Genomic DNA, 20893 nt, shown 5'->3' with positions numbered 1-20893 from the left:
CTATCGATCCTCACCTCTCGGCGTTTTCGGTGGTGGGGGTCTTTCGGGCTTGGCATTTGGCCCGTCTGAGACCGTGGGCGGCGGGGCCCGCATGAGGTTGCGCAAGAACAGCGGTGCAAGACCAGATAGCGGATTGACTGCCACCTTCGGATCGCTGAGCGGGCCGGTCAGCGTGTAGTTGAACGCAAACACCCCCTCCCCTTTGCGGGTCAACACGCTGCCAACCGCATTCAGCAGATAGATCGGAGAGATCGCCCCGCGCAGGTTCATCATCCCTGTCACCATGTCGATGGTGCCATCAAAGGACAGCCCCATAGAAGGACCAACAGCGCTGCCGCTAAGCACTTTGACCTCGGTTGGCGTGATGCGCATTTTGCTATCGATGGCCGAGAAAAAGATCCCTTGCCCGGCCATTTCGTCCAACAGCCCGACCAGGCTGATCGCGTTCAGCAACGCGGCCATGGCGGGGGCGTTTTGGATGCGTGTATTCTCGATACGCATGTCAACGTCATAGTTGCCGGGGTCGCCGATTGGGTTCAGATTCAGATCCAACGAACCTGAACGCGCCTGCGTCAACAGCCCAGCAGAAAGCAAGACCGCGCCTGCATCTTCTGAAGTAAGACTGACCGCACTGCGACTTGAAACGGGTGTCACCTGCCCATTTACCGCAGCACCACCATTTACCTGCGCCGAGAAGCCCCCTTTTAGGCCACCTGTGGTTTCAAATGTCCCATTCAGACCGGTCAGCGCCACCGACTCGGTGATTTGCAATCGATCCAGGGACACATCCAGTCGCGGTCCGGCGCCACCGTCCGCGCCACCGCCGCTTCCACCTTCGCCAATGGTTGATTTGGCCAGGTTCAGAACGCCGCCAAGAACACGGATATCCGGTACCGCGTTTCCTCGCGCAATCAACTCGGCCGGGACCGCAAGCCAGTCGCCCAGCTCGAATGAACTGAAGCGCACCCGCTCGAACCCACCATTCGCAAACGAGATCGACGCACGGCTGCGCAACCCGGCAGCGTCGATCTGCAGGTCATTGACCGCAAGCGCACTACCCAATGTCGCCTGCGCATTCAAACTACCGCCGCGCGACGCGGGTTTGCGCCACCCCAGCTCAGGGATGGCCAACACAACACCCACCAGATCCGATTGCGCCTGCAATTCTGGAGCCTCACCGCCGCCGATACCCAAGCTGAAATCGGCAATGCCAAGGCCCGTCAGCATCCCTTGTGGCAAACCCGCATTGATCTCGTCCATCAAGCGCGGCGACAGCTCGATCTGCCCTGTCAATTGACTGCGCTGCGCCTCGGGGCCCCCGATCGGTTGCAGCCATTGGGCGGTCACGGGGACCGCACCAAAAAGACCATTCCCGTCGATTTCGATCTCGCTTTGGTCGCCTCGTATTCCCAGCCGATCAGCGCTGATTTCGAAACCTGGCACCAAACGGCTGCTGTTCAGGTTGGCCAGATCCCCTTCGAAATGAAATTCGGCATCAGAAAAACGCAGTTTTTTCTTTAGTGGCAGCGCCAGGGTACCTTCAAGCGCCACGCCCCCTGCCCCGAGATCAACCGGCAATCCAGCTTTTGTGAGCAATTGAAGCGGAGGGCGGTCCAGCAAAGACAGCGCCGCAGTCACGCTGCTGTTGGCTTTGATCCTGACGACACTGGGGGTAATTCCTTTGCTTTCGGTGTCCGGGATGATGAACGACGTGCCAGCAGCGTCTACTTCGCCCCCCTCATCCGCCACCACAATCCCTTGCTGTGCCGTGACTGTAAATCGACCGTTCAATAGGCTGGCCTGGCCTTGTGCGCGCTGGATCGGCGGCAAGGTTTTGGCAAACGTCAACTCTGTGTCGTCAAAGTCAAAATCCAGATAGATATTCGGCTTTTGATTGGGACTTAGACGCAAGGCAAAATCCATGTCAGAGAGATTGCCCTTGTGGATGTTCTTCGTCACCCACTCACGCGGTTTGGAGGCGAGACGTTCCGGCCAATAGGGCAACAATTGCTCCGAGCTCAGTTCAGCAAGTTGAGCGTCGATACGTGCCGACCAACCCTCTGGCTCGGCGGCAAGATCGCCTGTCAGATGCAAACGGTGCTCATCATCAGCAATTGTCGCCTGCCCAAGCCGCATCCGAAACGGGGCAAGCTTGATCTGGAAATCAAGATCGGCGCGCGTCAGTTCAAGATCTTGCGGAAACAAATCCGCCGGATTTACGCGGATGCCGCTGAAGCGGAACTGACCATCCATGCTTTGCAGGCTACCGCTGTCGACCCCATGCAGATAAGCCGTTCCATCCGCCTGTACGGTACCCCAGGCCGAGTCTATCAATACCTCGTTGAAGTCCAAAACTTCAGCTTTTGGATCATAGGTGAAATAGGTCCGAGCAGATTCGAATTTGACGGGACGCGTCGCGGTCGTGGGCTGCACAGCGCCTGCGCCCAGGTTCAATGTTGCAAATACTGGCCCCAGATCCGCGTTCTCATTAACCGATCCGCGCAAGGCACCCGATATTGGCGCCCGCAGAACCTGCATCCAAGCCAGCGCCGGTGAGTGTCCTGCTACATCCTCTGTCGGCAAGTCCGTGATGTTGACTCCGAACTCGGCCGCCGCACTGTCCAACGAGCTGGTGTAGTTCGCTTCGATGGTGCTGACAAAATCACGCCCCGACAAAACCGAAAACCCGGTGCCCAGACGCAATTGGCGCGCGTCTCGCGTCAACAGGATGTGACCACCATCCAGAACCCAGGAACGTCCTTGTCGCAGATCCTGATAATCCAGCGTGATCGCATCCAGCCGAACAGATACCAACGCAGACAAATTGGGCGATTTGAAGAGCTCATCGGTTTCTTCAATCAGTTGCGCCAAGTTGGGAGCTTCGCCGACCGGGGCACTGCTAGACCCCACGGTCAAGGACAGCGCACCATCCAACCCGCGGGTGAGCGCCACTTGCGCGCCCTGCAAGTCTATTCGCTTTGGTTGGACCTGCCCGCGCAACAAGGGCCGCATCGCAAGGCTGGCCGACATATGCGAGACTTCGGCAACCTGTTGCCCCTCGGCGTCGCTGACGCGCACATCGCTAAGCTGCAACCGAGGCCGCCAACCTTGATGAACCGTGAGGCTGACATCGCCAAAGGTCACCTTGATCCCACCAAGCGCGCGATCAAGCCGCGCCTCAACGCGATCCCGCACCCATTGCGGTGCGTGCATTTGCTGGCCCAACGTCATGAAACCGGTGAACAGTGCCAGCGCGATCAGGATGAAAACACCACGCAAAGCCCAGAACAAAGTCGACAGGCTGCGCGAACGCCGACGCGGCTTTCGCGCCGGTTTCACACCGTCTTTCGGTTCTGGTTGCACCACTTTGCTTTCCACGTCTTTCAACCTGCCCGCAGCGCCCTATTATACCCCGTAACCGTTTACAAATTCAGCCGGAGTATAAAATGCCCGACGTCTCAGATCTTGCCCCTGACTTCACTTTGCCGCGCGATGGTGGCGGCGACGTAACCCTGTCCGCGCTACGCGGCAAGGCCGTCGTTTTATTTTTCTACCCTCGCGATGATACGCCGGGCTGCACCAAGGAATCCATTGGTTTTTCAGAGCAGTTAGAAGCGTTTGAGCAAGCCGGGGCTCACGTTTTCGGCATCTCGAAAGATACGGTGGCGAAACATGACAAGTTCGTCGCCAAGCACAGTTTGACCACACCGCTGCTGTCAGATGACGGATCAACTGTCTGCGAAGACTATGGTGTCTGGGTCGAAAAGAACATGTATGGGCGCAAATCCATGGGGATTGAAAGGTCAACTTTTCTGATCGACAAGGATGGAAAAATCGCACGTATGTGGCGAAAGGTCAAAGTGCCCGGCCATGTGGATGAGGTGCTGCAAGCCGTTCAAGAAATGTGATCTGACCGGCCGAAAACCCGACACAGCCCCGCGGCACAGAAGGTTGCGGCGGGGCGCAAATCGATACTCAGAGTTTCAACTATCGCCGCCACGATCTGCGTGATCGAGATCGTGAGTTTACCCGTCGTCAATCGGCCGCAGAGCCTTCAAATACCGGATTTTCGGCGATTTCCCGCCGATCTCAAGCACGATTCTTCCGCTTATGCTGACTCTTTGGTCAAGAAACTTGCTCAAAACACGACACCCCATTATGCACTCTGCCCAAGGGCAGGCCACTCACTCACAACCAGCCCGAATATGGGGACAATGGGGTAGGACGCGTGCGAACACGCCTAGCTATTAAACTACACGCACTGCTTGAGCGGATTTTTCCTGAACGCAGGGTGTTTCTGAAATCCGACAGTGATACACGGTATATCCGGCTGAGTTCCGAAACACAGGTTATTGCGGTAACTGGCGTTGCCGTGATGGTCGGCTGGACCGCAGTGGCAACTTCAATCTTGCTGATGGACAGTATCGGGTCGGGCAACTTTCGAGATCAGGCAAAACGCGATCAGGCCGTCTATCAAGAGCGGTTGAATGTTCTGTCTGCAGAACGCGATGCGCGCGCAGCCGAAGCTCTGGCTGCGCATGATCGGTTCAACGCAGCGCTGGAACAGGTTTCGGCGATGCAGTCAGAACTGCTGGCGTCAGAAAACCGCCGCCGCGAGCTGGAAACCGGGATTGAGGTGATCCAGACAACCTTGCGGGCGACCATGAAACAGCGCGAAGAGGCGCGCGCTGAGCTGGCCAGAATGCAGCAACTGACCGAAGCGGACGCGCCTTACATGATGGCCGCCGCAAACCCAGAGCAGATGGCGTTCATGACCGACGCGCTTGCGCGCACCGCACTTGAGCGTGACGCGATTGCAGCCGATGCACAGGGCGCGTTGGAACAGCGCGCTGAGCTGGAGCTGGAGATCCGTCTGATGCAGGAACGCAGCGACGAGATATTCCGCCAGCTGGAAGAGGCAATGGTGATTTCGGTCGAGCCGCTGGACAAGATGTTCCGCCAGGCCGGGATGCCGACAGATCGTATCATCGAAGAGGTCCGGCGCGGATATAGCGGTATGGGCGGTCCGCTGACCCCTTTATCCTTCAGCACGCGCGGTGAGTCGGAACTGACCCCCGACCAGATCCGCGCGAATACTCTGCTGCAGCAGATGGATCAGTTGAACCTTTATCGCATCGCCGCCGAGAAAGCCCCTTTCGCCAGCCCCGTGAACGCAGCTGTGCGCTATACCAGTGGGTTTGGCACACGGCGCGACCCAAAAACGGGCGGCCGCCGTATGCATAATGGGGCGGATTTCGCAGGATCACCCGGAACGGACATCTTCGCTACGGCCGATGGCGTGGTCACACATGCGGGTTGGCAATCGGGCTTTGGCCGTCTGGTCAGAATTCGCCATGCCTTTGGAATTGAGACACTTTACGCTCATAACACAAGTATCCGGGTCAAGGTGGGTCAAAGGGTCTCGCGCGGGGATCATATAGCTGATATGGGTAGCACTGGACGGTCAACCGGAACACATCTGCACTATGAGGTGCGCGTGAACGGAAAGCCCGTAAACCCAATGACTTACATCAAGGCTGCGAGAAATGTTTTCTAAGAGCAAAATCAACGAGCCCGGAACCAAGGCCGCCGAGTCGGAAAAAGCAGCAGCACCGGCTGCTCCGGCCCCTGCACCAGCCGAGCCAAAGGCAAGCACGGCGCCCAAGCCGAAACCCCCTGCCTCGGTGCTGTCCTCGGATCTGCACATCACCGGTAACCTCAAGACATCGGGTGATATTCAGGTTGAAGGCACTGTCGAAGGCGACATCCGCGCGCATTTGCTGACCATTGGCGAAACCGCCACCATCAAGGGCGAAGTGACCGCCGATGACGTTGTGGTCAATGGCCGCATCGTGGGTCGCGTGCGCGGCCTGAAGGTTCGCCTGACCTCGACCGCGCGGGTCGAAGGTGACATCATCCACAAAACAATCGCGATCGAAAGCGGTGCGCATTTCGAAGGATCTGTGCAGCGCCAGGACGACCCGCTGAACCCCGGTCGCGGTGGCAAAGCCGCCGCCAACGCAGCGGCAGACGTAAAACAGTAGGACCCCCTCTCTTACTGAAGATCGACGCCGTGGACCTAGGTCTGCGGCGTTTTTCGTTGCAGCACAACCGCGCAAATTCGCGACTTGACGCCCAAGCGGACACACGCGACACAAGTCCAAGACATTGTATTTGGAACATAAAGTGTTTTGGTCGCGTCAATTGATCTCTGATGACTTACGGTCTTGGGTTGAAGACTGCTTTGACTGGTTCGATGAACATTTCGAACCGCCACGTAAGGTCATCCTGCCAACCAAAGAATTCTTCTCGGCTCCCGGCGGCGAAGATCATGAGACAGCCGAGCGCATTTTGGACGACGTCAAACGCCTGTTGCACCTTACGAAGCCGGTCATCCTGTTACCGCTGGATGTGTTGCCCGAGGAATACCGACACACGTATGAATCCGCTACATCGATTGCTGGGACACATCAGTCCATCGATTGTGCAGCGGTGATCCGATATGATCCCGCGCTGCTGAAACGGCCCTTACAATTCATCAACCTTCTGGCGCATGAGCTTATGCACGACCGGCTGGACGGCCATGAGGACGCTGTGCCTGGCGGATATGAAGCCCATGAGCTTGCCACGGATCTGGGATGTATCATCGCCGGTTTCGGCGTGTTCCAGTTGCAAGGCGCTGATGACGCCGGCTGGTCGGGGTACATGACCCAACCCACGCGTGCTTTTGCCCTGGCGCTATTTCTGAACCGACGTGGTCTGGGCACCGAGGAAGTGTCTCCTTTTCTGTCAGGTCGATGCAACCGACCGCTGCTTAAGGCGATCAAGGCGGTTTGATCCGTGGTGCCGCAAATCGGGCGGTCTTATCGTGGGGTTCTGACGCCGGAGCGGTAAAGATTCCCCGCTCACAAAACGTAAAAAAACATGTTATTCGAATGAGTATAAGACGTTTGTTTTTCGGAGGGATTTTGATGTCATCTAAACTAATGGCCGAGTTCTTCGGCACGTTCTGGCTGGTTCTGGGGGGCTGCGGGAGTGCGGTGCTGGCGGCGGGTGTGGCCGATGTGGGCATCGGCTGGCTGGGCGTTTCCTTTGCCTTCGGCCTGACTGTCCTAACCATGGCCTATACGGTTGGCCATATCTCGGGCGGGCATTTCAATCCTGCCGTGAGTCTGGGTCTGATGGTCGGTGGGCGCTTTCCGGCCAAAGATCTGCTTCCGTACTGGGCTGCGCAGGTCGCGGGTGCCGTTGTTGCAGCGCTTGTACTCTATATCATCGTCAGCGGTGCGCCCGGTTTCGAAGGCGTTGGAGGGTTTGCCTCGAACGGGTATGGCGCGGCCTCGCCCGAAGGGTATTCGTTGATGTCGGCCTTGGTGATCGAGATAGTGCTGACCGCATTCTTTATCCTGATCATCCTTGGCGCCACGTCCAAGGGCGCCCCAGCTGGCTTTGCCCCCATCGCTATTGGTCTGGCATTGACGCTGATCCACCTGATTTCGATCCCAGTAACCAACACTTCGGTCAACCCGGCGCGGTCGACCGGCGTTGCGCTCTTTGCGGATGGTCCCGCATTGGCACAGCTGTGGCTGTTTTGGGTCGCCCCGCTGATCGGCGGAGCCGTAGGTGCGCTGATTTGGAAGGTGATGTCGTCTGAAGACTGACTTGCAAAAGTGCGGGGTTCAGACGCCGCCGCGCAAAGCCTCAAAAAACCCGGCGCTGTCATGAGCGCCGGGTTTGGTCTTTCTACTCGGTCACCGTGACCGTTTTCATCGCGTCCGGCTGGCCTATGACAGCGCCATTCGGTCCATCGCCGCGCTTGATTGCGTCAACCACGTCCATGCCGTCGGTGACCTGCCCGATAACGGTGTATTGACCATTCAGGAACGGCCCCGGCTCGAACATGATGAAGAACTGCGAGTTGGCGCTGTTGGGATCCTGCGCCCTTGCCATGCCCACAACGCCTCGGTCAAAGTTGAAATCCGAGAACTCGGCGGGCAGGTCAGGACGGTCTGACCCACCTGTACCTGCGCGGCGCAGATCACTGCCCAGACGGCCATGTTCCACATCGCCGGTCTGAGCCATGAAACCTTCGATCACCCGGTGAAACACCACATTGTCATACTGGCCGGCGGCGGCCAGTGCGGTGATCTGTTCCACATGTTGGGGGGCGAGATCTTCGAACAGGTCGACGGTGACGGTGCCATTGGCCCCCTCACCTTCGATTTCGATCTGCAAACCGGTCGCAAGCGCAGGACCGGCCAGCAGGGCAAATGCAGCCGCCAGCTTATACATCGGCAGCCACTTTCACGCTGATCATGCGATCGGGGCTTTGCGGCGGCTCTCCGCGTACAATCGCGTCCACATGCTCCATCCCGTCAATCACACGGCCATAGACCGTGTACTGGCCGTTCAGGAAATGGTTGTCCTTGAAGTTGATGAAGAACTGCGAGTTGGCTGAATCGGGGTTCTGCGACCGGGCCGCACCCAAGGTGCCGCGATCATGCGGCAGCGACGAAAATTCGGCGGGAACGTTTGGCAGCGACGAACCGCCGGTGCCCGCCATACGCAGGTTAAAGCCGTCTTCCATATCGCCGTGTTGCACATCGCCGGTTTGCGCCATGAACCCGTCAATCACACGGTGAAAGGCCACGTTGTCATACTCGCCCCCCCGGGCCAGTTCCTTCATCCGCGCGCTGTGCTGCGGCGCGACATCGGGCAGAAGCTCAATGGTCACGTTGCCATCCTTCAGCTCGATGATGATCGTGTTTTCGGGGTCTTTGATCTCGGCCATGAGGCCCTCCTGTCATTTATTCTTGGCAAATAGTTATGACGCGCGCGCCTGAAAGCCAAGTGACGCATTGACCTGAGGGCAAATAGCAGGAAAAGAACCGCCTAAACGGATTGCAAACAGCGAGGATCGCAGGATGGGCTGGAAGACACTGGATGACATGGACCTGAACGGCAAGCGCGTTTTGGTGCGTGTCGACATCAATGTACCGGTTTCAGACGGTGTTGTGACCGACGACACCCGCATTCAGCGCATTGTGCCGACGGTTCAAGATATTCTGGCCGCTGGCGGTATGCCGATCCTTCTGGCTCATTTCGGGCGCCCCAAGGGCGAACGCGTGCCCAAGATGTCGCTTAAACAGCTGGTGCCCGCGCTTGAGACGGCCTTTGGCACGCCCGTTGTCTTTGCCGAGGATTGCGTAGGGCCCGCAGCAGAACAGGCGGCAGAGGTGCTGCAACCCGGTCAGGTCCTGTTGCTGGAAAACACGCGCTATCACGCGGCAGAAACCAAAAACGACGCCGATCTGGCCGCGGGTATAGCCAAGCTGGGCGATGTCTATTGCAATGACGCCTTTTCCGCCGCCCACCGCGCCCATAGCTCGACCGAGGCCATTGCCCGCCTGCTGCCCGCCTGTGCGGGCCGTCTGATGCAGGCCGAGTTGCAAGCGCTTGAAGGTGCATTGGGCGCTCCCAAACGCCCCGTGACGGCGGTTGTGGGTGGCGCCAAGGTTTCAACTAAGCTGGAGCTGTTGGGCAATCTGATCGAGAAGGTCGATTATCTGGTCATCGGCGGTGGGATGGCCAACACCTTTCTGGTGGCGCAAGGCATCAGTGTTGGGAAATCTCTTGCCGAAACCGCGATGAAGGACACAGCGGCCGAGATCCTTGCCAAAGCGCAAAGCGCGGGTTGTCAGATCGTTCTGCCCAGCGACGTGGTGGTCGCCACTGCATTCGAGGCCAACGCCCCGCATCAGGTCCTGCCCGCCGATCAATGCCCCGAAGACAGCATGATCCTGGATGCAGGGCCCGACAGCGTAGCCACCATCACTGAGGTGTTTGCAAAAAGCCAGACCCTGATCTGGAACGGCCCCCTGGGCGCGTTCGAGTTGACGCCGTTTGATGCCGCCACCAATGCGGCCGCGTTGAAAGCGGCTGAACTGAGCCGTTCGGGTCAATTGATCTCGGTCGCGGGCGGTGGTGACACTGTCGCAGCGCTGAACGCCTCGGGCGCGGCTGCGGATTTCACCTATATCTCAACCGCTGGCGGTGCCTTCCTGGAGTGGATGGAAGGCAAAACCCTGCCCGGCGTCGCGGTGTTGGACCAGTAAAACAGAGCTTGCACAAAGCGCCCGTCAGCGGCGCTTTGCCAATCTCGTTTTTGGCCCCTGTTTTTGTAGCACAGGGGATTCACAAGCCGAATCACCTGTGACATAGTGTTTCCAGATGTCCGCTAAGGGCACATGTTCGAGGCAGTTTCTATTCGGTGGTTTCCCTAGTGACCCGTTCTCATCGCCCCGGTTTGGGTGCAGTCCTGTTCTTCTCGGTCGCCTTCATGTTGGGCGCCTATTTCACCTTTGCCGCCGTGCAAGGTGACTATGGTCTGTTCCGCCGTGTCGAGATCGCTGCCGAACGGGACGCGCTGTCGCGGGATCTTACGCAGTTGAACGCCGAAATCGCGAAGATGGAAAACCTGACCCTACGCCTGTCAGATACCTACCTGGATCTGGATCTGCTGGATCAGCAGGCGCGGTCCATTCTGGGCCTGATCCGCGCGGATGAGATCGTTATTCAATAGTTCCATCCACCTTGTAAGACCTCATGGCATAGCGCGTCAGAGCGCATTAATTTCGCGTAAATGACCATGCGTCACATTTACCCTCGCCAGCACGCGCCAAATGCTTTATGAAATAGTTTAACGCTAAACTATCTTGCCGAGAGGGGGAGATCGCCACTATGGCTGCGCGAAAAACCACAAAGAAACCAAATGTTTCTGCGGAAGAACTCACGACATATTACCGCGAGATGCTGCTGATCCGGCGATTCGAGGAAAAGGCGGGCCAGCTTTATGGCATGGGCCTGATCGGCGGTTTCTGTCACCTGTATATCGGTCAGGAAGCAGTTGTTGTCGGGCTTGAAGCCGCGGCCAAAGAAGGTGACAAGCGGATCACATCCTATCGCGACCACGGCCATATGCTGGCCTGCGGCATGGATCCGGGTGGCGTGATGGCCGAACTGACCGGGCGCGAGGGCGGCTTGTCCAAAGGCAAGGGCGGCTCGATGCACATGTTCTCGAAAGAGAAGCACTTCTATGGTGGTCATGGCATCGTTGGCGCGCAGGTACCGTTGGGGGCCGGTCTGGCCTTTGCCGACAAGTACAAGGAAAACGGCGGTGTGACCTTCACCTATTTCGGGGATGGTGCCGCCAACCAGGGACAGGTCTATGAGACCTTCAACATGGCCGCGATCTGGGATCTGCCGGTGGTGTTCGTGATCGAGAACAACCAATACGCCATGGGCACATCGCAGGCACGCTCGACCTCGACGAAAGACATTTACCTGCGCGGTGAAGCATTCGGCATCCCCGGCGAGATTGTCGATGGTATGGATGTGCTGGCGGTCAAGGCTGCGGGCGAAAAGGCCGTTGCTCACTGCCGCGCGGGCAAGGGCCCCTATATCCTTGAGGTCAAGACCTACCGTTATCGCGGCCACTCGATGTCGGACCCGGCCAAGTACCGCACCCGCGAAGAGGTTCAGAAGGTCCGCGAACAAAGTGACCCGATCGAACATGTGCGCGAGATGCTTCTAACTGGCAAACACGCGACCGAAGAGGATCTGAAGGCGATCGACAAAGAGATCAAAGAGATCGTCAATCAGGCCGCCGAATTCTCAAAAGAAAGCCCCGAGCCTTCGGTCGAAGAGCTCTGGACAGACATTTACGCCTGAGAGGACGATTAAGACATGGCAACCGAAATTCTCATGCCCGCCCTTTCGCCCACGATGGAAGAGGGCACGCTGGCCAAGTGGCTGGTCAAGGAAGGCGACACTGTATCCTCGGGCGACATCATGGCCGAGATCGAAACCGACAAGGCGACGATGGAGTTCGAAGCCGTTGATGAAGGCATCATCGGCAAGATCCTGATCGCGGAAGGCAGCGAAGGGGTCAAGGTCAACACCCCCATCGCGATCCTGGTCGAGGAAGGCGAAGACGCCTCCGCCCTGCCCGCGGCAGCCCCCGCCGCCGCAGCAGAGACCGAAGCCGCCTCAGCGGCGGTTGAGGCCCCTGCTCCCGCCGCTGCTGCCCCCGCCGCACCGGTTGTGGACTTGTCGCCCGATTGGCCCGCTGATGCCGAGATGAAAGCCGAAACCGTCCGCGAAGCCCTGCGCGACGCGATGGCCGAGGAAATGCGCAGCGACGAAGACGTCTATCTGATGGGCGAAGAGGTCGCCGAATATCAAGGCGCCTACAAGATCAGCCAGGGCCTGCTGGATGAATTCGGCCCCAAGCGCGTGATTGACACGCCGATTACTGAACATGGTTTTGCGGGTATCGCTGTGGGCTCTGCCTTTGGTGGCCTGAAACCGATTGTCGAGTTCATGACCTTCAACTTCGCTATGCAGGCGATTGACCAGATCATCAATTCTGCCGCCAAGACGCTCTATATGTCTGGCGGTCAGATGGGCTGCCCCATCGTGTTCCGGGGCCCCAACGGCGCCGCCGCCCGCGTGGCAGCACAGCACAGCCAGGACTATGCCGCTTGGTATATGCAGATCCCCGGCCTGAAAGTTGTCATGCCCTATTCGGCAGCCGACGCCAAAGGCTTGCTGAAATCCGCAATTCGTGATCCGAACCCGGTGGTTTTCCTGGAGAACGAAATCCTCTACGGCCGGTCCTTCGACATGCCGCAAGTGGATGATCTGACCATCCCGCTGGGAAAGGCCCGCATTTGGCGCGAAGGCTCGGATGTGACGATCGTCAGCTTTGGCATCGGCATGCAATACGCGCTTGAGGCCGCCGACAAGCTGGCCGAAGACGGCATCAGCGCCGAAGTGATCGACCTGCGCACCATCCGCCCGATGGATACCGGCGCGATCATCAATTCGGTGATGAAAACCAACCGCCTGGTGACCGTCGAAGAAGGCTGGCCGCAAGGCTCAGTCGGCAGCTATATCAGCTCGGTGGTGATGCAAGAGGCGTTCGACTATCTCGACGCCCCGGTCATCAACTGCACCGGCAAGGACGTTCCGATGCCTTACGCCGCAAACCTCGAAAAACTGGCCCTGATCACCACCGACGAAGTGATTGCAGCCGTGAAACAAGTGACCTACCGGTAAGGAGCGAGACAGATGCCCACTGAAATTCTGATGCCCGCCCTTTCGCCGACGATGGAAGAAGGCACGCTTGCCAAATGGCTGGTCAAGGAAGGCGATACCGTCTCGTCCGGTGACCTGCTGGCCGAGATCGAAACCGACAAGGCGACGATGGAATTCGAAGCCGTGGATGAAGGCACCATAGGCAAGATCCTGATCCCCGAAGGCTCGGAAGGCGTCAAGGTCAACACGGCCATCGCGGTTCTGTTGGAAGACGGCGAAAGCGCTGATGACATCGCAGCCGCACCAGCCGCAGCGCCAGCGGCTGCCCCCGCAGCCGCCGCGGGTAACGAGGCCGCCCCTGTGGCGTCCGAGGCCCCCGCCGCACCGGCAGCCCCAGCCCCGGCGGCGCCGGTCAAAGCCGACGGTGGCCGTATCTTTGCCTCGCCCCTGGCGCGTCGGATCGCGGCGCAAAAAGGTCTCGACCTGGCGCAGATCACCGGCTCAGGCCCGCATGGCCGCATTGTCAAAGCCGATGTGGAAAGCGCCACAGCGGCGCCAGCCGCTGCTGCGCCCGCACCAGCCGCTGCGGCCCCGGCCCCCGCTGCTGCGCCCACAGGCCCCTCAGCCGATATGGTTGCGCGCATGTACGAGGGTCGCGAATACGAGGAAATCCAGCTGGACGGCATGCGCAAAACCATTGCCGCACGTCTGGGCGAGGCCAAGCAGACCATCCCGCATTTCTATCTGCGCCGTGACATCAAACTGGACGCGCTGCTCAAGTTCCGCAGCCAGTTGAACAAGCAGCTGGAAGGCCGCGGCGTCAAGCTGAGCGTCAACGATTTCATCATCAAAGCCGTTGCCAACGCTTTGCAACAGGTTCCGGCCTGTAATGCGGTTTGGGCAGGCGACCGGGTGCTGCAACTGAAACCCTCGGACGTGGCCGTGGCCGTCGCCATCGAAGGCGGGCTTTTCACGCCGGTGTTGCAGGATGCCGATATGAAATCACTCTCGGCGCTATCGACCGAGATGAAAGACCTCGCAGCCCGCGCCCGCGAACGCAAACTGGCTCCGCACGAATATCAGGGCGGCACCTTTGCAATCTCGAACCTGGGCATGTTCGGCATCGATAATTTCGACGCCATCGTGAACCCACCCCATGCCGGTATTCTCGCCGTGGGTACCGGGGTCAAGAAACCGGTGGTCGGCGATGATGGAGAGCTGACCGTGGCCACCGTCATGTCGGTCACGATGTCGGTCGATCACCGCGTCATCGACGGCGCGCTGGGGGCCGAGTTGCTCAAGGCCATTGTCGAGAACCTGGAAAACCCGATGGTGATGTTGGCGTAATCCCAGTAAACCACTTAAAAAAAGGCCGCCTCAACCCACGAGGCGGCCTTTTTACGTTTCTCAAGTCCGACTTATTGATCTTTGCCCAACATATGATCCATCGAAATTGACGGCTGATCACAGCCGGCTTCTCCGACGATCTTTGCAGGGATCCCCGCCACTGTTTTGCACGGCGGCACTTCTTGCAGAACAACAGACCCGGCGGCGATACGGCTGCAATGGCCAACTTCGATATTGCCCAGCACCTTGGCGCCGGCCCCGATCAATACGCCATCGCCGATCTTGGGATGGCGTTGTTCTTCTTCTTTTCCGGTTCCGCCCAAGGTCACGGAATGCAGCATCGAGACATTGTCACCCACCACCGCGGTCTCACCGATGACAATGGAGTGGGCGTGATCGATCATGATACCTTTGCCAATTTTTGCAGCGGGGTGAATGTCGATCCCAAAGATCTCAGACGAACGCATCTGGAAGAAATAGGCCAGATCATGACGGCCCTTGCGCCACAGCCAATGAGCCACGCGATAGGCCTGCATGGCCTGGTAGCCTTTGAAATAAAGAACTGGCTGCAACAGGCGATGACAGGCCGGGTCGCGTTCGTAGACGGCCATAAGGTCGGCCCGCGCAGCTTCGACCAGCGCCGGTTCGTCCGCATAGGCTTCATCCACGATTTCGCGCAGAACCATCATCGACATCTCGTTCGAGCTCAGTTTGGCTGAGACACGATACGACAGCGCGCGTTCAAGGCTGCGGTGGTGAAGGATACAGGCATGCACCAAGCCGCCCATGAGCGGCTCTTTATCGACCGCAGCCTGAGCTTCTTCAGTGATTCTGGTCCAGACCGGGTCAACAGTGGTGACGTGATTGCGCTTTTCCAACATGGCTTATGTCCTTTTGCTGCGCCTAGAATGCCATTTAGTGGTAAAATTACCAAACGCAAACCCGTGATCGACAGGGCAACAAAAATGAATGATGCCGATATTCAGCATTTCAAAGGCCGAATTCGGACCCTGTTGGCAGAAATCCGGGCCCAGACAGAAGGCACAAACGACGCTCGGTCGGTTGTGGAGCTGGATCAACAGGCTGTTGGGCGTCTCAGTCGGATGGATGCGCTGCAAAACCAGGCGATGGCGCAGGCACAGCAAAGCCGCCGCGATCTGGAAACCCTCAGACTACAGGCCGCGCTTGCGCGAATTGCAGAAGGAGAGTTTGGATATTGCGAAGATTGCGGTGAAGACATCGCGCGTGGGCGGTTGGATCTGGACCCCGCCGCCAGCAAATGCATCAGCTGCGCCGCAGGTTAGTGTGAAACCCAATGAGATGCCGCAAGACCATCTCGAAGCAGGCGCAGTAACTAAGATTGTCAAATCCCGGCTCGTCCGCAAGGTGGCGACCACGTGCCGCCGCCATCAATGAGCCGTTTCCAAAGACTGGATGCAGGCGCCCCGTTTGGGCCACGTGCTGGTCCGCAGCTTCGGCTTCGGCGATCATACGCCCGCACAGTCGCTCTCGATCTGCGGCGGGCACGGCCAAAAGGGCGCGTGCCGCCACGCTGACATCTCCGTGAAGAACGGGGCGCATGATCGGACCTACCCGACCACCAGGGCCGCAAAGGGACCCGGCCCATAAGTGGCAGACACCTGCGCCACACGGAATTCAAAGGGTCCGACGACGCCGTCAGCCGCTTTCATCGCCGGGGTATAGCTCCAGTGCGGTGTTTGAGAGACCTCTTCGCGTATGACAATGCCACTGACAACAACTCGGATCAGATAGCTCTCGGTCTCTTCTGCCAAAGGCACATCCAACCCATCCCAGTCGTCCCCGTCGATACGGGTCCGGCGTATCCAGGTGAAGCTGTCCTCGCCCCCTGAACCTGTGCGTTTCAGATGCACAGGCCGATATGGGCGCAAGCCATTGCCTTCGAAGGTTTCGATCAGATGCAAATAAGACGGGTCATCATTGCCGCGCGTGGCCGGGCCGATCCGGTAGTGCTTGGTCAGCCGTCGCTCACCGCGTGTCAGCCCGGTTTGATAGACACGGCTGTCCAGCAACACGAAATATGAACGCGCTGGCCAGACATCCGGCATCAGCGCATCGGTGCCCAACTGCCCACGCAACCGGGTCGACAGGTTGTATACGCCGACATCTTGCAGGTCAGCCTCGGCAAATTGGAACACTTCCCAATTGCCAGGTGTGCCATCTCCGATTGCGGCCAGATTGGCCCCGTTCAACAGGCTCGACCTCGGTTGTGTGTCCAGAACTCCGTCGATCAGGTTGACCCGCAAAGGCGCGGCCTGATCCCAGACCCCGGGGCTTGCGCGCCATAATGGCGTTTCGGTAAAGCCGATCACTGCCTGACCCGCGATGATCTCGCTCAGGGCATAGTTCTCGTCCTGCGCCGCTGAATAGACCGCGACATTGCCGGGCCATGGATTGGCCGACACCGCCAGATACGGCGCGTGTGGCGCTTCACCGCCGGTGATCAGCGGCAGATCCAAAAACACCGGCAAGACCGGAACCGGCGCGGTAAAGGGCCGTTCGGCCACCACATCATCGGCGATCTCGGCGGGCGAATAATTGCCGGGTTCGATCCGCACCAGATCGGCCAATTGCATCTCGGCCTGCTCCAGCCTGTCGATCCGGTACAGCATGCCATCTTGACGATCCGGCAGTTTGACCACATCGCCCGCCCCCAGATGCAGCATCGATGGCGGCAGCGCGAACCGCGCCGTCTCGCGCGAGACACGGGATTCGCTCAGCCAGCGCTCGACCGTCTGCCGCCCTTCTCCTCGGGTCAGGGACAGAGGCATCTCGTTCACCGAAACCGCATGGGTTGCGTCGTCAGGCAACACAGCCTCTTCAGCGACCACATCATGGTTGGCATCCGATTGCACAAATCTCAGCCGCACCCGGCCGCTCATCTCGGCCTCAGCCTCGCGGCGGTGTTCGATTGTGCCGTCAATATCGGACGAGATGGCCAGAAGATCAGGATCCAAACCAACCGGAGACAATACGTTGCGCATGCGGAACACCAAAAGGCCGTCGCGTTCGATCGCGTCGAACCCATAGCTCAGCATCAGCGGTTGCAAGGCCTGCCGCGCGTTCATCACATCATGCATCGCATACCCGCGCACCACGCCATAAAGACCCGATACATCGATATGGGTCACACCGGCACTGTGACAGATCTCGGTCACCACCGAGGCCAGCGTGCGTGCACCCGACCGCCCGTTCAGCCAATGGCCGCGTGCATAGTTCGCCCCATCCGACCAAAGCGAACGGTGGTTTGGAAAGCTGGGAAAGGGCCGCGCGTCCCACGCCCAGACATAGGCGTTGGACATATCAATCATGGGCGCGCCATAGCGCGATGAAACCGGGTTGTTGGCCGGATCCCCCCAATACCCCAGCACCGCCTCAAGGTAACGTGTCTGGATGAAATCGTCCCTCAAGCCATTGGAATACTTGGGCAGTTTTGATTCCGATGATTTAGGGTCCAAAAATTTGTTCGGCTGGTTGGTGCCTTTGTCAATTGCCGCGCAGCCAAGCTCTGCAAACCAGATTGGCTTGGACTCCGGCACCCAACTTGTCGCATTCGCCTGCCGCATAGCTGACCGAGTTGCCTGGCTGAACCAGCAAGATCTGCATCCTCCCCGGCTCCGATTTGCCTGCGCAGTTCTTCCGCTGCCTGGCGCAAACCGCGAATGGACGCCTCAAGCGACTGCAACAAGTCTGCCGTCTGAGAAATCCGCTCTTCCGGGGTAATCAAAGTCATGTTTTGCTTGTGACCTCATGCGTGAGTTTTTCCGCACGAGAGAAACGAGAAACGGCCACCGGGTTTCCCCGGGGCCGTTGCCCACTTCTTCTAGCATGACATAAGGGATACCAAATTAAGTTCGCAATGTCAATGTGTTACGCAACACCCCTGCAACACTCAGCGCGCGCCGTGTTTACGATTGGCCCCTCAACTGCGAACCACCTCCAACAGGGCTGCGCTCACGATCAAAGTGGCTCCGATCAACTCGCGCAATCCAAACGGCTCACCCGAGAACAAAGCAGCCGAAATCAAGCCAACAACCACCTCGCTCATCAGCAGCAGCCCAACGCGTGCTGGTGTCAGTAAGGTCGCAGGCCAGATGGTCAGAAAGATCATCGGCAAGGTATAAAGCGCCGAAAGCAATGCCACAGGTCCGACCTGAAGCACCGCTTCACCAATCGCTCTTTCAAGCCCAGCCCCAAATGGCAGGCTGCACAGCGACAAAATCAAGGCACCCAGAATAAAGGCAAAGACCTGTCCCCGTACCGAAATGCCCGAAGCACGGTACAGTCCAAGCGTTCCAAAGGCCCATGTCATGCCCGAGTTCAGCGCCAGCCAATCTCCGGTATTCCGAGGCCAGGGCAGCCCCTGTTCACCTCCCAAGATGATGAACATTCCGCCCAGACCGCAGACAAGCCCCAAAAGCCGCAAAGGCCCCGGTCGCTCGCCTAGCACCACCATGCCCAGGATCGTTCCCCAGACCGGAGTGAGATAAAACAGCAGGATGGCGCGGACGACATCCGTATAAACCAGACTGATGGTGAACAGGCTGAAGGCGGCGCCTGTAAACATGCCGCTAAAGATCAGACTGCGCCAAGCGCGCTGCAACGACCTGCGTTCCCGCCACAAAAACGGCAACAGAACCAAAATGGCCGAGCTATACATGACGATGCCCGGCCATGCGCCGCTCAGCCCTTGACTCACGAAGTATCGGACCGGGATCCAATAGAGTCCCCACATCATTCCCCCGATGACAAGGGCAATGCTGGCGGTTCTCAAATCCGCCCTGTCAAAAGCTCTGAGCATACACAGCCATCCCGCGAATCCTTCTGTCCGGTATCTGGCAAAGGCCCGCCCTTCGCAAGCGTCGCGCTTATTGAGTGCTTGACTTTCAACCCTTCAGGGCGCATGTGCCACCAAACAGCGCTGCAGCGTGAGCACACAGGCCGAAAAGCCAGCCAGCGCCCGATCAACCCCATAGTTCCCCATCACGCAGGGTTCTTGACGCGACGACCAGGCTAAGCAGGAACCGCCTGCTTGTCCCAAGGTCTCGTACACCCCTGTCGGTCGCGGACGCGGCCCATCACGATTTGCCCGTGGCCTGATGCCTTGGGCAGCAGAAGGATAGTTTTTTGTTCGATTTCGATATGCTGGGCCTTGCGCCCGCACTGAATGACGCGCTCAAACGCGCAAACCTTACACAACCGACACCGATCCAGAACCAGGCGATCCCGCTGGCTCTGAATGGGCATGATATTCTTGGGCTGGCGCAGACCGGCACTGGCAAAACTCTGGCCTTTGGCCTGCCCCTGATCGACCATTTGCTGGCGCAGCCCGGCAAACCGGCACCAAAGACAGCCAAGGCACTGATCCTTGCGCCCACGCGCGAGTTGGTGAACCAGATCGCCGACAGCCTGCGCGGGCTGACGCAAAAGACCAAACTGCGCGTGGCCACTGTTGTGGGTGGGCAGTCGATCAACAAACAAGTGATGTTTCTGTCGCGTGGCACGGACATTCTGGTCGCCACACCGGGCCGTCTGATCGACCTGATGGAGCGCGGGGCCGTTGATCTTGGCTCCGTTCGGCATCTGGTGTTGGATGAGGCGGATCAGATGCTCGACATGGGCTTTATCCATGCGCTCCGTCGCATTGCGCCCGCCCTAGGCACACCCCGCCAAACCATGTTGTTCTCGGCGACCATGCCGAAGCAGATGGAAGAGCTCAGCCGTGCCTATCTGGATAACCCGCAGCGGGTGCAAGTGTCACCTCCGGGCAAAGCAGCCGACAAGATCACGCAATCGATCCATTTCGTTTCCAAGCCCGAGAAACCCGGCAAGCTGCGCGAGATCCTGTCTCAGGACCCCGACGCACTGACGCTAGTGTTCTCGCGGACCAAGCATGGGGCCGAAAAGCTAATGAAAGGCCTTGTCGCTGACGGGTTCAACGCTGCCTCGATTCACGGCAACAAAAGCCAGGGGCAGCGGGATCGCGCCATCAAAGCTTTCCGCGCCGGAGAAGTTACCATTCTGGTGGCAACAGACGTCGCCGCCCGCGGAATCGACATCCCTGGTGTAGCCTATGTGATCAACTATGACTTGCCGGAAGTGCCCGACAACTATGTGCACCGCATTGGGCGTACCGCACGCGCAGGTCGCGAGGGTGAGGCGATAGCGTTTTGTGCCGGTGATGAGATCGACAAGCTGATCCAGATCCAAAAGCTGATGAAGATCGAAATTCCTGTGGCCAGCGGAACCATGCCCGAGCGTGAGGAACCAGCGAAACCCGGTCGTCGTCCGGGCAACCGCCGCCGCGGCCCCAAGCAACAGAACAAATCAGGTGCTGCACCATCACAAAGTCAAAGACGCCGCCGCCCCCGGCGCCGTTCAGCAGCATAAACAAAAAAAGGCGGGCCGC

19 protein-coding genes are annotated in these 20893 nt (G+C 58.8%); 12 read left to right on the top strand and 7 right to left on the bottom strand.

Annotated features, from left to right (window positions below):
• A complete protein-coding gene (locus GOV38_RS00515; protein WP_371808488.1) occupies positions 1-3366 on the bottom strand; it encodes an AsmA-like C-terminal region-containing protein in 3366 nt (1121 codons plus the stop codon).
• 80 nt (positions 3367-3446) lie between these two features.
• On the opposite strand from GOV38_RS00515, the gene GOV38_RS00510 reads away from it, so the two are divergent.
• From GOV38_RS00510 to aqpZ, 5 genes are all read left to right on the top strand, one after another.
• On the top strand, positions 3447-3908 hold the full coding sequence (locus GOV38_RS00510; RefSeq protein WP_171099716.1) for a peroxiredoxin: 462 nt from the start codon (positions 3447-3449) through the stop codon (positions 3906-3908).
• Between the two features lie 320 nt (positions 3909-4228).
• Complete coding sequence (locus GOV38_RS00505) at positions 4229-5557, top strand: DUF5930 domain-containing protein (RefSeq protein WP_171207235.1); 1329 nt, start codon at positions 4229-4231, stop codon at positions 5555-5557.
• Positions 5547-6044, top strand: coding sequence for a polymer-forming cytoskeletal protein (locus GOV38_RS00500; RefSeq protein ID WP_171099720.1), 498 nt, complete (start codon positions 5547-5549; stop codon positions 6042-6044). Before GOV38_RS00505 ends, GOV38_RS00500 begins: the two co-directional genes overlap by 11 nt.
• Before the next feature lie 142 nt (positions 6045-6186).
• A complete protein-coding gene (locus GOV38_RS00495) occupies positions 6187-6837 on the top strand; it encodes a hypothetical protein (RefSeq protein WP_171207234.1) in 651 nt (216 codons plus the stop codon).
• Between the two features lie 134 nt (positions 6838-6971).
• On the top strand, positions 6972-7661 hold the full coding sequence (gene aqpZ / locus GOV38_RS00490) for an aquaporin Z (protein ID WP_171130071.1): 690 nt from the start codon (positions 6972-6974) through the stop codon (positions 7659-7661).
• An 82-nt stretch (positions 7662-7743) separates the two neighbouring features.
• Here aqpZ and GOV38_RS00485 read toward each other — a convergent pair whose 3' ends face one another.
• Both GOV38_RS00485 and GOV38_RS00480 read right to left on the bottom strand, forming a co-directional pair.
• Positions 7744-8292 carry a peptidylprolyl isomerase gene (locus GOV38_RS00485; RefSeq protein WP_171099726.1) on the bottom strand — a complete coding sequence of 183 codons (549 nt, stop codon included), beginning with the start codon at positions 8290-8292 and terminating at the stop codon, positions 7744-7746.
• Entirely contained in the window at positions 8285-8791 is a 507-nt protein-coding gene (locus GOV38_RS00480; RefSeq protein WP_171099728.1) for a peptidylprolyl isomerase, read from the bottom strand. The genes GOV38_RS00485 and GOV38_RS00480 overlap by 8 nt, the downstream gene beginning before the upstream one ends.
• A 133-nt stretch (positions 8792-8924) precedes the next feature.
• On the opposite strand from GOV38_RS00480, the gene pgk reads away from it, so the two are divergent.
• The 5 genes from pgk (at position 8925) to GOV38_RS00455 (ending at position 14445) form a co-directional block, all read left to right on the top strand.
• Entirely contained in the window at positions 8925-10115 is a 1191-nt protein-coding gene (gene pgk / locus GOV38_RS00475; RefSeq protein WP_171207233.1) for a phosphoglycerate kinase, read from the top strand.
• Positions 10116-10282: 167 nt separating this feature from the next.
• Positions 10283-10582 carry a septum formation initiator family protein gene (locus tag GOV38_RS00470; RefSeq protein ID WP_171099732.1) on the top strand — a complete coding sequence of 100 codons (300 nt, stop codon included), beginning with the start codon at positions 10283-10285 and terminating at the stop codon, positions 10580-10582.
• 158 nt (positions 10583-10740) lie between these two features.
• Complete coding sequence (gene pdhA, locus GOV38_RS00465; RefSeq protein ID WP_171099734.1) at positions 10741-11730, top strand: pyruvate dehydrogenase (acetyl-transferring) E1 component subunit alpha; 990 nt, start codon at positions 10741-10743, stop codon at positions 11728-11730.
• Positions 11731-11745: 15 nt separating this feature from the next.
• Entirely contained in the window at positions 11746-13119 is a 1374-nt protein-coding gene (locus GOV38_RS00460) for a pyruvate dehydrogenase complex E1 component subunit beta (protein WP_171207232.1), read from the top strand.
• Between the two features lie 12 nt (positions 13120-13131).
• Positions 13132-14445: a pyruvate dehydrogenase complex dihydrolipoamide acetyltransferase gene (locus GOV38_RS00455; RefSeq protein ID WP_171207231.1), complete on the top strand. Its 1314-nt coding sequence runs from the start codon at positions 13132-13134 to the stop codon at positions 14443-14445.
• Between the two features lie 71 nt (positions 14446-14516).
• On the opposite strand, the gene cysE is transcribed toward GOV38_RS00455, so the two are convergent.
• Positions 14517-15326 carry a serine O-acetyltransferase gene (gene cysE / locus GOV38_RS00450; protein WP_171207230.1) on the bottom strand — a complete coding sequence of 270 codons (810 nt, stop codon included), beginning with the start codon at positions 15324-15326 and terminating at the stop codon, positions 14517-14519.
• A gap of 84 nt (positions 15327-15410) precedes the next feature.
• On the opposite strand from cysE, the gene GOV38_RS00445 reads away from it, so the two are divergent.
• Positions 15411-15749 carry a TraR/DksA C4-type zinc finger protein gene (locus GOV38_RS00445; RefSeq protein ID WP_171100146.1) on the top strand — a complete coding sequence of 113 codons (339 nt, stop codon included), beginning with the start codon at positions 15411-15413 and terminating at the stop codon, positions 15747-15749.
• On the opposite strand, the gene GOV38_RS00440 is transcribed toward GOV38_RS00445, so the two are convergent.
• The 3 genes from GOV38_RS00440 to GOV38_RS00430 all read right to left on the bottom strand — a co-directional run bounded on the left by GOV38_RS00440 (position 15730) and on the right by GOV38_RS00430 (position 19285).
• Positions 15730-16026 (bottom strand): hypothetical protein, encoded by a 297-nt coding sequence (locus GOV38_RS00440; protein ID WP_171207229.1) that lies wholly within the window; start codon positions 16024-16026, stop codon positions 15730-15732. The two genes, GOV38_RS00445 and GOV38_RS00440, sit on opposite strands and share 20 nt — an antisense overlap.
• 8 nt (positions 16027-16034) lie before the next feature.
• Entirely contained in the window at positions 16035-18023 is a 1989-nt protein-coding gene (locus tag GOV38_RS00435) for a glycoside hydrolase TIM-barrel-like domain-containing protein (protein ID WP_371808487.1), read from the bottom strand.
• Positions 18024-18406: 383 nt separating this feature from the next.
• The gene (locus GOV38_RS00430; RefSeq protein WP_256368624.1) at positions 18407-19285 is read right to left on the bottom strand and encodes a DMT family transporter; all 879 of its coding nucleotides are present in this window, start codon (positions 19283-19285) and stop codon (positions 18407-18409) included.
• 326 nt (positions 19286-19611) lie between these two features.
• Here GOV38_RS00430 and GOV38_RS00425 point away from each other — a divergent pair, with 326 nt between their 5' ends.
• Positions 19612-20874, top strand: coding sequence for a DEAD/DEAH box helicase (locus tag GOV38_RS00425; protein ID WP_171207226.1), 1263 nt, complete (start codon positions 19612-19614; stop codon positions 20872-20874).
• The last annotated feature ends 19 nt before the right edge of the window (positions 20875-20893 follow it).

It is taken from the genome of Ruegeria sp. HKCCA5839, from assembly GCF_013035585.1.
Lineage (GTDB): Bacteria > Pseudomonadota > Alphaproteobacteria > Rhodobacterales > Rhodobacteraceae > Ruegeria.
This window is presented reverse-complemented; position numbering and strand designations above follow the sequence as displayed.